General features: G+C 38.6%; 9 protein-coding genes. 2 read left to right on the forward strand and 7 right to left on the reverse strand.

The genetic code is table 11. The features are described 5' to 3' along the window. Positions 1-171: 171 nt before the first annotated feature. Together GJU39_RS02015 and GJU39_RS02020 are read left to right on the forward strand one after the other, a co-directional pair. The gene (locus GJU39_RS02015) at positions 172-2,307 is read left to right on the forward strand and encodes a glycoside hydrolase family 97 protein (RefSeq protein WP_342448165.1); all 2,136 of its coding nucleotides are present in this window, start codon (positions 172-174) and stop codon (positions 2,305-2,307) included. A 157-nt stretch (positions 2,308-2,464) separates the two neighbouring features. Next, positions 2,465-2,941 carry an acyl-CoA thioesterase gene (locus GJU39_RS02020; RefSeq protein WP_154279016.1) on the forward strand — a complete coding sequence of 159 codons (477 nt, stop codon included), beginning with the start codon at positions 2,465-2,467 and terminating at the stop codon, positions 2,939-2,941. Positions 2,942-3,390: 449 nt separating this feature from the next. On the opposite strand, the gene GJU39_RS02025 is transcribed toward GJU39_RS02020, so the two are convergent. The 7 genes from GJU39_RS02025 to GJU39_RS24155 form a co-directional block, all read right to left on the reverse strand. After that, positions 3,391-5,139, reverse strand: coding sequence for a HAMP domain-containing sensor histidine kinase (locus GJU39_RS02025; protein WP_154279017.1), 1,749 nt, complete (start codon positions 5,137-5,139; stop codon positions 3,391-3,393). A 424-nt stretch (positions 5,140-5,563) separates the two neighbouring features. Next, a complete protein-coding gene (locus GJU39_RS02030) occupies positions 5,564-6,688 on the reverse strand; it encodes a sensor protein KdpD (RefSeq protein WP_154279018.1) in 1,125 nt (374 codons plus the stop codon). Between the two features lie 64 nt (positions 6,689-6,752). After that, complete coding sequence (locus GJU39_RS02035; protein ID WP_154279019.1) at positions 6,753-7,823, reverse strand: porin; 1,071 nt, start codon at positions 7,821-7,823, stop codon at positions 6,753-6,755. A 165-nt stretch (positions 7,824-7,988) separates the two neighbouring features. Next, positions 7,989-8,549, reverse strand: coding sequence for a K(+)-transporting ATPase subunit C (locus GJU39_RS02040; RefSeq protein ID WP_154279020.1), 561 nt, complete (start codon positions 8,547-8,549; stop codon positions 7,989-7,991). Positions 8,550-8,683: 134 nt separating this feature from the next. Further along, complete coding sequence (gene kdpB, locus GJU39_RS02045; RefSeq protein WP_154279021.1) at positions 8,684-10,711, reverse strand: potassium-transporting ATPase subunit KdpB; 2,028 nt, start codon at positions 10,709-10,711, stop codon at positions 8,684-8,686. A 120-nt stretch (positions 10,712-10,831) separates the two neighbouring features. After that, positions 10,832-12,550: a potassium-transporting ATPase subunit KdpA gene (kdpA, locus tag GJU39_RS02050; RefSeq protein WP_154279022.1), complete on the reverse strand. Its 1,719-nt coding sequence runs from the start codon at positions 12,548-12,550 to the stop codon at positions 10,832-10,834. A gap of 101 nt (positions 12,551-12,651) precedes the next feature. Then, positions 12,652-12,729: a potassium-transporting ATPase subunit F gene (locus GJU39_RS24155; protein WP_082468366.1), complete on the reverse strand. Its 78-nt coding sequence runs from the start codon at positions 12,727-12,729 to the stop codon at positions 12,652-12,654. Positions 12,730-13,039 lie beyond the last annotated feature (310 nt).

The following is a 13,039-nucleotide window of genomic DNA, read 5'->3' on the forward strand; positions in this document are numbered from 1 at the left end:
TAAACTGATCTGTTCTAAATGGTTTAGAGGATTGAACCATTGCATATAACTTGTATAATCGTCATTTCGATTGGAGCATAGCGAAATGGAAAGAGCCTCTTAAAGCAATTAAAATGATTTATCCGAAGGATTAAAATGAAGACTTTAAAGAATTAAAAATAAATTATTACAGTGAATAAAAACGAAAAAAATAAAGCCTTTAACATCTCTCAACTTTTGTTTATCGCATTATTTAGCCTTTTTGCCGGCCCTGTTTCCGGACAGGAATTAAAATCTCCGGATGCAAACCTGGTGGCAAAATTTTCTATTGCCGAAGGTGGCGTGCCAACTTATAGTTTGAAATATAAGGGTAAAGAGGTAATTAAAACGAGTAAACTTGGTTTGGAACTTAAAGAGGGGAAATCTTTAGCGAATGGCTTCTCTATAACAAATAGTAAAACGTTAACTTTTAACGAAAAATGGAAGCCTGTTTGGGGTGAAGTTAAAGAGATTACCAACCACTATAATGAGTTGGCGATAACATTAACACAGCAGGAAACCAACCGTTATATCATTGTTCGTTTGCGATTATTTAACGATGGCCTTGGGTTTAGATATGAATTTCCTGAGCAGAAGAATCTGGATTACTTTGTAATTAAAGAAGAAAAAACACAGTTTGCTTTAGCTGGTGATCACAAAGCTTTTTGGTTGCCCGGCGATTACGACACCCAGGAATATAGCACCACGACTTCAAACTTATCTGAAGTTCGTGCAAAAATGAAAGAAGCAGTTACGCCAAATGCTTCGCAAACTACGTTCTCTCCTACAGGTTTGCAAACACCTTTAATGTTGAAGAGCAAAGATGGATTGTATATCAATATCCATGAAGCTGCCTTGATTAACTATTCTTTAATGTCATTAAATCTTGATGATAAAAACATGGTCCTGGAATCGTGGTTAACGCCTGATGCAGTAGGAGATAAAGGCTATATGCAAGCACCCTGTTTATCGCCATGGAGAACCATTATTGTAAGCGATAAGGCGGGTAATATTTTAACGTCTAAGCTAACTTACAACCTGAACGAACCAACAAAATTCAAAGATGTCTCCTGGATAAAACCGATCAAATATGTTGGCGTTTGGTGGGAGATGATCACTGGTAAAAGTACCTGGGCTTATAACAATTTAACCAGCGTGCAATTAGGGGTAACTGATTACTCAAAGACAAAACCGAACGGTAAACATGCGGCCAATACGGCTCATGTAAAGGAATATATCGATTTTGCAGCGAAGAATGGTTTAGATGCTGTTTTAGTGGAAGGTTGGAATGAGGGCTGGGAAGATTGGTTTGGGAAAACAAAAGATTATGTTTTTGATTTCGTAACACCGTATCCGGATTTCGATGTTCAGGAATTACATCGCTATGCAGCAAGTAAAGGCATTAAAATGATTATGCATCATGAAACTTCTTCGTCGGTTCGTAACTATGAGCGCCATATCGATACCGCTTATAAGTTTATGAAAGCAAATGGTTATGATGCAGTGAAAAGCGGCTATGTAGGTAACATGATTCCTCGTGGGGAACACCATTACGGGCAGTGGTTAAACAATCATTATTTATATGCCATTCAAAAAGCAGCAGAATACAAAATTATGGTTAATGCGCATGAGGCTGTTCGTCCGACAGGTTTAGCGCGCACGTATCCGAATTTGATTGGAAACGAATCTGCCCGTGGAACGGAATATGAAGCTTTTGGCGGAAACAATGCTGATCATACTACGATTTTGCCTTTTACCCGCTTAATTGGCGGACCGATGGATTACACACCTGGTATTTTTGAAACGAAGGTAAGTGCTTATAATCCTGAAAATAATTCTTTCGTTCACACTACACTTGCCCGTCAGCTGGCGCTTTACGTAACCATGTATAGTCCGTTGCAAATGACAGCAGATTTACCTGAAACTTATAATAAGTATATGGATGCGTTTCAATTTATTAAGGATGTTGCTGTTGATTGGGACGATACTAAAGTTTTAGAGGCCGAGCCCGGAGATTACATTACTTTCGCCCGTAAAGCAAAAGGAAAAAATAATTGGTTTGTTGGGCGTACAAATGATGAGGAAGCCCGCACATCTAACATTAATTTCAGCTTTTTAGATGCTGGTAAAAAATATACGGCAACTATTTACGCTGATGCAAAAGATGCGCATTATGAAACGAATCCAAAGGCCTACACTATTCGTAAAATTCAGGTAACCAATAAAACGAAGTTATCGCAGTATTGTGCACCGGGTGGCGGATATGCGATTAGTATTATAGCAAATTAGAATTGCAAATTTAACCGCAAAGAACGCTGAGTTTTTCGCAAAGATTTAAAGAATAATTTAAGAACAATTGGGTTGAAGTTTTTTAAATTACAATTAACTTAGCTTTCTTTGCGCTTTAGCTTTGCGTACTTTGCGGTTAATATTAAACCAACCAAACATGTCAAAAACAAAAAATCACATCGAACTTCAGTTTCTAAGCGAACCATCAGACGTTAATTATGGTGGTAAAGTGCATGGTGGCATGATGATGAAATGGATTGATCAGGCGGCGTTTGCTTGCGCTTTGCAATGGAGTGACTCTTACTGTGTAACGGTTTATGTTGGCGGCATTCGGTTTTTTAGGCCAGTTCATATCGGCCACCTGGTAAAAATGGAAGCCCGGATTATTTACACAGGTAAAACGAGTATGCACATCGCAGTAGATGCTTACTCAAAGCCTGTAGGGAAATCAGATTTCGTTAAAAATACCCACTGCATTATCGTTTTCGTAGCAGTTGATGAAGAAGGGCAACCCAAAGTGATCCCTTCATTTAAACCAAAAACAGAAAAGGAAAATGCCATGCATGGTTATGCAATTAAGCTCATGGAGTTAAGAAAAAGTATTGATAAAGAAATGGAACCCTATATTGTTTAATAAATATTTCTAACAGCCATGGGTTGAAACCCATGGCAATGTTATACGGTTTAATGCATATTTATTTCACAGCCCCGGGTTTCAACCCTGGGCGTTTTTTTGTTTATAAAATGTTTATCTAATTGCCTGGGGTTGAAACCCAAGGCAATGTTATATGTTTAATTGATATTTATTTCACAGCCCCGGGTTTCAACCCTGGGCGTTTTTTTGTTTAATAAATATTTCTAACAGCCTTGGGTTGAAACCCAAGGCAATGTTATATGGTTTTAATGCATGTTTATTTCACAGCCCCGGGTTTCAACCCTGGGCGTTTTTTTGTTTAATAAACATTTCTAACAGCCTTGGGTTGAAACCCAAGGCAATGTTATATGGTTTTAATGCATATTTATTTCAATGCCAAGGGTTTCAACCCTGGGCTATTATTATTATTATTATTATGTAGTTCAGCGCTAGTCCACTACCGGCAGGGAAAAACAGAACTTACTACCTTCGCCAATTGCACTTATTACCCATATTTTTCCAGCTTCTGCTTCGATAAAATCTTTTGAAATTGCAAGTCCTAAGCCTGAGCCAGATTTGTTTTGTCCATCGGTAGGAACCTGAAAATATCTTTCAAATAGGCGTTTCTGATATTTTTCCTCAATGCCTTTTCCATAATCCTTAACAGAGAATTGTATAGATTTATCCTTTTGAAAAACATCAATAACTATTTTTGATTTTTCTGAACTATAACGTAAAGCATTCGATAAAAAATTAACTAAAACCCAGGCGGTTTTTTGAATATCTGCATTTACCTGAGCGAGGTTTTTATTGCAATTAATTTCGAATTTAATCAATTTTTGTTCTGCCTGAAACATTACGGCATCTACCGCATATTGGACAATATCTTCTGGTTTAGTAAGGGCCAAAGTAAGCTTCAGGTTTCCTGTTTCTACCTGCGATAAATCTAGCAGTTCGCTGGTTATTTTCAGTAACCTGTCACTGTCTTCTTTTATGTGCATTAGCAATTGAACCTGTTCTTCATTCATCGATCCTACCCGTTCATCATTCAGCAGTTTCAAACTCATTTTGATAGAAGATAGGGGTGTTTTAAGTTCATGCGAAACCGTTGCGATGAAATTGGTTTTGGCTTCATCAAGTTCTTTAAATTGGGTAATGTTCTTCAATACGAAAACGCTTCCTGCAGATCTCACAGATGATTTCAAGGTTTTTTCATCTTGATCTTCATAGTTGGGGATGATGATTTCTCTATGCTCCAATAAAAAATAAGATTCCTTTTCATCGGCATAAATTTTCAAGGTATTATCTGCTGTTTCGGGGTTAATAATCCTTTTAAGAAGTTCATTTTTCTTTATCAGTTCTGCTGCATTCTGACCAATAATTTTTTCTGCATTCAAATCCATCAGCTGTGCTGCCAAATGGTTTAAAAACAGGATTTCGCCCTTTTCATTTAAACCAATAATCGCATCCTGCATTTGTGCAATAATGGCTTCAATACGCGATTTCTCGGATTTAATTTTGGATAGGTTACTGTTTTCCCATTCGTTCAATTTAACCACCATGCCATTGAAAGCGTCAGCCAGTTCGGTAAACTCATCGTGATTTTTAAAATGGAGCCTTTGTTTATAATTTTTTCTGCTGATTTGTTTAATAGCAGAACTAAATTCAGCGAGCGGGTTGGCAACGAAACCGGGGAAATTAACGATGAATGTAAAAAGGATTAAAAAACTCAAAACTGCCGCAATTGAGATGTATAAATTTGCGCTTGCAGCTGCTGCGTTCGCCATCTCGTTTTTATCGTAAATGGCTTTCATGTTCACTGCTTCAATGTTTTGAAGTGCCGAGCGAAGATTTTTGATGCTATTTTCCTTTATCCCTGTAGCGGATGATTTTAGTGCTTTGTATGTGTTTTCCAACTTTTGAAAGGCCATCTTTTCTCCATTCTCTGTGAGGTTAGTGCCTTCGTTTCTTAGATTTTGTTCAAAAACCTGTGCCGCTTTGATCGATAATGGAAATGTGTTTTCATCGATTATCTTCCGCATGGTGCTAACATATTTCAGCGATTTATAATTGTCTTTCAAAATGATTTTCGATTTATCTGAAAGCTCATTCAGGAAGAATAAGGCAATCAATCCGAAGGATAGAACGATTATAAAGAGAAACCCGAATCCGAGGCGAAGCTTGGTTTTAATTTTCATGATGATTTTGTTTTTTAACCGCAAAGAGCACAGCGTTTTTCGCAAAGAAACGCAAAGCCATGGGTTTAAGATTGGTTTTTATGGTTAATGTTTTGACCGCAAAGAGCGGAGAGTTTTTCGCAAAGGGACGCAAAGCCATGGGTTTAAAATTGGTTTTTATTGGTTAATGTTTTGACCGCAAAGAGCGGAGAGTTTTTCGCAAAGGAACGCAAAGCTATGGGTTTAAAATTTCATTTTTATTTTCCATTGTTGATGTTTTATCACAGAGAATGTGGAGTTCTTCACAGAGGGGAAGGAGAGAATTTATGAGCGCAGTAAAAAAATCTCCGCTTTTATCTCTATACCATTTCTCTGTTCACGCTGCAGTTAACTTCTTCAACTTAGCGCTCTTCGCGCCTTTCTTTCCGCTCTTTGCGGTTAACGCCTAAGAAAGTATCACTAAATCAATCTCCTTAGCCGCTAAATTACGCAACAGTTGATTAAATATCGCCGTTCGCATCATAATCTGAAATATATTTAAATGTGGCTTACCGATACAAATGGTGGTAATTTCTTTTTCTACTGCCATATCAATAATCGTTTGTGTAATGTGATTGCTTTTTATTTTAATTACTTCGGCACCTAACTCTGTAGCCAGCTTAAAATGGTTAATTAGATACCGTTGCTTATCAAGTTTAATTTTATCGAAACTTTCGGCATCGCTTTGCACATATAAAACAACCCACGGAGACCTGTAGTAAGAGGCTAATCTTGCTGTTTTTCTAATCACTCCAGCTGCTGTTTCGGCATTAGATGAGATACATGCTAAAAATCTTTCGGTTCTGAGTTTGATGGATTTGGGGATCTCGATCTGGATTTTCCGCTCTACCTGATGTACCACCTCTTTCAGCGCGAGTTCCCTCAGCTGTAGTATTTTATCGGACTGAAAGAAGTTGTTTAAGGCATTTTCAATTTTCGACTGATCATAAATTTTCCCTTCCTTCAAACGTGTCACCAGCTCATCGGCAGTTAGATCAATATTTACAATTTCATCTGCCAGTTCTAATATTTTATCAGGTATCCTTTCGGTAACATTTACGCCCGTGATGTGCGCTATTTCCTCATTAATACTTTCCAGATGCTGAATATTTACCGCAGATATCACGCTGATGCCAGCTTCCAGTAAATCAAAAACATCCTGCCAGCGTTTTGCATTTTTGCTGCCTTCAGCATTGGTATGCGCCAACTCATCCACCAGCACAATTTCCGGATGCCGATTCAGAATACCTTGCAGATCCATTTCATCTATTGCCTTTCCCCTGTAAAAAATATTTTTTCTGGGAATTACGGGTAACCCGGCAACCAAAGCCTCAGTTTCTGCTCTTTTATGTGTTTCTACATAACCGATGCAAAGATCAATGCCATTGCGCAACAAAGCATGAGATTCTTGCAGCATCCGATAGGTTTTACCCACACCAGCACTCATTCCAATGTAGATTTTGAGTTTTCCCCTGTGTGATTTTTTAATCAGCTCGAGAAACTTTTTAACCGAATCGTCTTTTTGTTGCATTGATATTTTTTTTAGCCACGGAAACACAGATTGACTGTGATTTCCGTGCTTTCGTGGCAATATTTTAAAACGCTATAGCTATGCTTGTTGTCAAGGTTGTATTTGCGTTCACGGAATTGTTCGCTCTTGCAAAAATTTTATCCTTGCTATCGTAAGTTTTACCCTCCAAACGGATTACCGCATTTGGAATTGGAGCGTAGTCGACGTTCAGGGAATAACCTTTTGTTTTAAATCCATTAGGTGTTCCGCTAGAAATAAAAATACCATTTTTATCTTCATAATATTCGAATCGGCCCGCAACAGCCCATTTTGGTGCGAATTTATATTGCGCAATGGCTACTGGTGATAAAACTTCATTTTTATCGCTGCTCCCTTTTACTTTCTGTTGCGTTCCATAGTCAAAGCCCATTGTTAATCCGAATTTTTCGGTAACTTGAAAGACGCCATAAATATTATGATAGAAACGGTTTACGCGAACAGAATCGACACCCTCAGTACCTAAGTAATTGCTGTAATTCACAGTGATTTTATCTGTTGGTTTCCAGGTCAACTGCATTCCGCCAGCAGGCTTGTTATTGCCATCTATACGGGTTATTTTTTGCCACCCATTTAGGTAAAGCAATGTTGCGGTAAGTTTGCCATCTTTAGTAACGTATGTAATTTTAGCTCCTGATTCATAATAAGGTGTATTTTCTGAAGAAATGTTTCGGGTTAATACCCAGCAATCTTTAGAAATGGCACTTTCGAAACCGATGTGTGATGAAAAGATACCGGCATCAATCCACAGGTTTTCTGATTTCGATAATTTTACTCCGGCATTTGCTTCGAAAATATTTTTCAAAACGCCAGGTTCTGCTGATAAATTGGCATTCGCATAGGTTCCAGCCATTACAGCCAGGTTTGCACGGATTGATCCACTCTCATAGGCAGCTTTAACGAATCCTAAATTGAGGTTAACTTCATTGGTACGGTTATGTGAATAAATAAAACCAGGGCGATTGTGATCTGATGGTTTGTTGAAATCATAACCATAGTACGTTTCCAGATAGCCAGAGAATTTAACTTTAGGCTGGTCTTGAGCGAAGGCGCTTAACGTTGCTGTTAATATAGTACTAAAAATAAATAGTTTTTTCATTTTGATAAAGTGATGTGCTTCGGGATAATTTTATTTTTTGGTCGTAATTTCGACCTTAATGGAGAAATCTTTTCAGAAAGCATATAGTAACCTCAAAGGTTTCTCCATTTCGCTGCGCTCCAGTATAAATGCTGGGGGGACTAAAAACTGTAAACTGCTAATTGATTACAAATTATCCAGTGCTAAATTCAATTTCAATACATTTATGGATGATGGTCCAAACAAGCCAATTAGTGGTTTTATGGTATTCATTGCCACCAATTCTTTTACTTTTTGTTCGCTGATTTTTCGTGCTTTGGCTACTCTTACAATCTGAATGGCCGCACCCTGCTCAGAGATATTTGGGTCTAAACCACTTCCAGATGCTGTAACCATATCCGCTGGAATTTCAGATTTTTTTAATCCCGGATTATATTTTAAAATGGTGTCAATTCTGGATTGAACATCTTTTAAGTAATCGGGATTAGAGGGGCCTTTGTTTGAGCCGGCAGAACCCGCGGCATTGTAGTTTACGGCAGATGGTCTGCCCCAAAAATATTCTGGTTTGGTAAAGGATTGACCAAGCAACGCATAGCCAATTGTTTTTCCATTTTTAATGACTTTTTCTCCGCTACCGTTTCCTTTAGAAAGTTTGCCTGCAAGGGCAATACTGATTGGGTAGATGATGCATAACAATACGATTAAAACCAAGGTTAAGCGGATAGATTGTATGATGTATTTTTTCATGATATTATATTTTAATTATTTGTGAGCGGAAACAGGGCAGCGGAAATAGGTGGCCAATATGATGCATTTTTTGTATTCAATATTCGACTTTATGTCTATTTCCTATTCTTCATTTCCCGCTTTCTTTTTATATTCTAAACCAATAATCCAATTACCAGATCAATTAATTTGATCCCGATGAATGGTGCGACAACGCCCCCGATTCCGTAAATAAATAAGTTTCTGCGAAGCAAAGCCGTTGCCCCGATGGGTTTGTAAGCTACACCTTTCAAAGCCAATGGAATTAAGATCGGGATGATGATGGCGTTAAAAATTACCGCGGACATAATCGCACTTTCGGGCGAATGTAAACCCATAATGTTTAAATGCTGCAATGCCGGAATTGAGGCAATAAACAAGGCAGGAACAATCGCGAAATACTTGGCTACATCATTAGCAATCGAAAAGGTAGTAAGGGTTCCCCTTGTAATTAGCAGCTGTTTACCAATTTCAACTATTTCAATTAATTTGGTAGGGTCGTTATCCAAATCAACCATATTCCCTGCCTCTTTTGCAGCTTGAGTCCCGCTATTCATGGCCACGCCAACATCAGCCTGTGCAAGCGCTGGAGCATCATTTGTACCATCACCCATCATGGCTACCAATTTCCCTAAAGCCTGCTCATCTTTAATGTAATTCATTTTATCTTCGGGCTTTGCCTCTGCAATAAAATCATCTACACCTGCTTTTTCAGCAATGTATTTGGCCGTTAAAGGATTATCGCCAGTAACCATTACGGTTTTAACCCCCATTTTCCTCAAACGTTCGAAACGTTCGCTAATGCCGGGTTTGATAATATCCTGCAATTCGATAACCCCTAAAGCCTTCTCATTTTCTGAAACCACTAATGGTGTTCCGCCGTTGGTGGCGATGGCTTTAACATGGTCTTCAATATCTGAAGGAAAAATATTTCCAGCCTTTTCAACAATGTTTCTGATGGAATCAAAAGCCCCTTTTCTAATTCTTCTACCATCAAGGGTATCTAATCCGCTAGAGCGGGTTTCTGCAGTAAACTTGATAAATGTAGAACCAGCTGGAGTTCCTGCGTTTTTAAAACCCTGTTCTGCTGCTAATTCAATAATCGATTTTCCTTCCGGGGTTTCATCAGCTAATGAACTTAACACACAGGCATCGGTAAAATCTTTAATGATTACATCAGCAGTAGGATAGAAGTTGGTTGCTTTACGGTTCCCGATGGTGATGGTTCCGGTTTTATCCAGAAGCAAAACATCTATATCACCAGCAGTTTCTACCGCTTTACCAGATTTGGTAATTACATTCGCCCTTAATGCCCTGTCCATCCCGGCAATGCCAATGGCGGATAATAACCCTCCGATGGTGGTTGGAATCAGGCAAACAAACAAAGAGATTAATGAGGCAATGGTAATTGGGGTATTAGCATAATCTGCGAAAGGTTTAAGCGTTACGCATACAATGATAAATACCAGTGTAAAACTAGCCAAAAGGATGGTTAAGGCGATTTCGTTTGGTGTCTTCTGACGCGATGCGCCTTCAACCAAAGCAATCATTTTATCCAGAAAGCTTTCACCTGGAGCAGTACTTACTTGTACTTTGATTTCATCTGATAAAACCTTTGTTCCACCAGTTACCGATGATTTATCGCCACCAGATTCTCGGATTACAGGGGCAGATTCTCCGGTAATGGCCGATTCATCGATGGTTGCAATGCCTTGAATAATTTCTCCATCTGTTGGGATGGTATCGCCTGTTTCGCAAACAAAAACATCGCCTTTTTTTAACTGATTGGACGAACGGATTTCTATTGTACCATCTTCCAAAAGTACTTTAGCAGGTGTTTCTTCTCTTGTTTTACGTAAGCTATCTGCTTGTGCTTTACCTCTTGCTTCTGCAATTGCCTCTGCAAAATTGGCAAACAATACTGTTAGTAAGAGCACCAGAAAGATGAAGAAATTATATAACGGAGAACCTTGTCCGCTGTGGCTGAAAGAATACACGGTAACATAGGCCATAACCACTGTTCCGATTTCAACAGTAAACATCACCGGGTTTCGAACCATTACCCGTGGGTCTAATTTGATGAAAGATTGTTTTAATGCAGTTTGCATTAAAGCAGGTTCGAACAATTTATTATTGGGTTTCATTTTTTATGTTTTAAAGTGATTTCAAGATTAAAATGATTTCACAGATTTGTTTTGCAGTTTGTCATTCTGAGCTTGTCGAAGAATTAGTGCATTTTGACAAGCTCAGAATGACATTTTGATTTATTTTAGAATAGTAAAGTATTCCGCTAAGGGCCCTAAAGCCAAAGCAGGGAAGTAAGACAATGCGGTTAATACTAAAATCACAGCGAAAGTCATCAGCGCAAATGTTTTGGTATCGGTTTTAAGTGTTCCTGCAGATTCTGGAATAAACTTTTTGCTGGCTAGCAAACCTGCAATTGCGACTGGGCCGATAATCGGTAAGAAACGACCAAGGAAGATAATTACGCCTGTTAAAACATTCCAGAAAACATTATTGTCACCTAAACCTTCAAAGCCAGAACCATTGTTGGCGTTAGAAGAAGTAACCTCGTAAAGCATTTCGGAGAAGCCATGGAACCCGGGATTATTTAACCATGCTTTCGGTTGAACAGCCCAGGCTGCATCGCCGTGGTTGGTAAAAACGTAAGTGGCGATTGCTGTTCCAGCCAGGATTAAAAACGGACTTAATAAGGTAACGATGGCAGCAATTTTGATTTCCCTGGCCTCTACTTTGTGACCTAAAAATTCTGGTGTTCTGCCTACCATTAATCCTGAAATAAATACGGCAATAATCAGGTAAACAAAATAATTTAACAAACCAACGCCACAGCCACCATAAATTGCGTTAATCATCATGGCGAGTAGCTGCCATAAGCCTGTTAATGGCATCGTACTGTCATGCATTCCGTTTACCGACCCTGTTGAAATCACGGTGGTTAATGTGCTCCAGTAAGCTGTTGCTGCAGGACCAAACCTTACTTCCTTGCCTTCCATGGCACCTGTAGTTTGCGAAATTCCCATTTTTGCTAAAGCCGGGTTGCCGCCTAATTCAGAGGTCAGGGTAGGAATCATCAACATTAATAAGCCAATCGTCATGACGCCAAAGATGGTCCAGGCTAACTTTTTTCTGCGAATGAAGTATCCAAAGGCAATAATCATTGCTATAGGAATGATAGTTTGCGCAATCATTTCCACCATGTTGGTTAAGTAACTTGGGTTTTCGAGTGGGTGGGCAGAATTTGCACCAAAATACCCACCACCATTCGTTCCCAAATGTTTTATGGCAATCATTTGTGCCGCTGGTCCGCGGGAAACATTTACGGTATCGCCTTGCATAGAAACGAATTGGTCTTTGCCTTCATAACTTGCTGGTGTACCATTAAATGTTAATATTAAGGCAATCACCATTGATAATGGCAATAATAAACGGGTAATTGCTTTCACAAAAAATTCCCAGAAGTTACCAAGTTGTGTGGCGGTTTTATCTCTGAAAGCTTTAAATAAAACTACAGCTGCGGCAATCCCCGTGGCAGCACTAACGAATTGCAAAAACATCAATACGAATTGCTGGGTGAGGTAGCTTACGCCGCTTTCGCCAGAATAATGTTGAAGGTTACAATTGGCTACAAAACTGATGATGGTATTAAAAGCCAAATCTGGCGTCATTCCTGGATTACCATCAGGATTAAAAGGTAGTTTATCCTGGAAAATCAAAATAAAAAAACCGTAAACCAACCATAGCATATTAATGGTAAGGAGGGCTTTTAGTTGTTGTTTCCAGTTCATCTGTTCTTTCACGTTGATGCCTGAAAGTTTGTAGATGATGTTTTCCAAGGGTTTCAAAAAATCTGTCCAGACTTTTTCTCCTGCAAAAACCTTTGCCAGATATTTCCCCAGAGGGATGGCGATAATTAAGGTGAGTAAAAATGTGGCAATGATGCCGGTTAATTCAGTGTTCATTTTTCTTTTGTAATGGAAATAGTCAGTTGAAAATGATAATAGCCGGAGTGTTATAGAGGTCTCCAAATTCTATTCTTTATTTACAAATTCTATTTTCTGAGTTAAAATTTTTCTGGTTTAATCAGTACGTAAATCATATAGATAAATACGGCGATTGCGATGATGAATAGTGCTAACATTTTCTTTAGATTTTTTCAAACCAATCAATAGAGAGGTAGATTGCCCAACAGAGCAGGATTAGAATTAGAAACAGGATAATTATCATAACTTATTGATTTATAAAAGGCCTGTTGCCAACTCTCGTGCCGTTGAAAAATACTTTTTTGTAAGTGCTTGATTTATTGCGCTTTGATTGTGTTTTTGATTGAAACCAAAGCTTCGGGCATAAAAAAACCCTTCCGTTTTGGAAGGGTTTTTATCATTTTGGAATGGATAAGAGAATATTGTAAATGACTTTCAGTTGTCTAGATGCCTGTTTGAATGTGGCTA

This window comes from Pedobacter petrophilus, assembly GCF_009674725.1.
Taxonomy (GTDB): Bacteria; Bacteroidota; Bacteroidia; order Sphingobacteriales; family Sphingobacteriaceae; genus Pedobacter; species Pedobacter petrophilus.

What these genes read in the sequence shown, in the direction of transcription:
- GJU39_RS02020 (WP_154279016.1), top strand. Translation starts at nt 2,465, where the DNA reads ATGTCAAAAACAAAAAATCACATCGAACTTCAGTTTCTAAGCGAACCA.
- GJU39_RS02025 (WP_154279017.1), bottom strand. Translation starts at nt 5,139, where the DNA reads ATGAAAATTAAAACCAAGCTTCGCCTCGGATTCGGGTTTCTCTTTATA.
- GJU39_RS02030 (WP_154279018.1), bottom strand. Translation starts at nt 6,688, where the DNA reads ATGCAACAAAAAGACGATTCGGTTAAAAAGTTTCTCGAGCTGATTAAA.
- GJU39_RS02035 (WP_154279019.1), bottom strand. Translation starts at nt 7,823, where the DNA reads ATGAAAAAACTATTTATTTTTAGTACTATATTAACAGCAACGTTAAGC.
- GJU39_RS02040 (WP_154279020.1), bottom strand. Translation starts at nt 8,549, where the DNA reads ATGAAAAAATACATCATACAATCTATCCGCTTAACCTTGGTTTTAATC.
- kdpB (WP_154279021.1), bottom strand. Translation starts at nt 10,711, where the DNA reads ATGAAACCCAATAATAAATTGTTCGAACCTGCTTTAATGCAAACTGCA.
- kdpA (WP_154279022.1), bottom strand. Translation starts at nt 12,550, where the DNA reads ATGAACACTGAATTAACCGGCATCATTGCCACATTTTTACTCACCTTA.
- GJU39_RS24155 (WP_082468366.1), bottom strand. Translation starts at nt 12,729, where the DNA reads ATGTTAGCACTATTCATCATCGCAATCGCCGTATTTATCTATATGATT.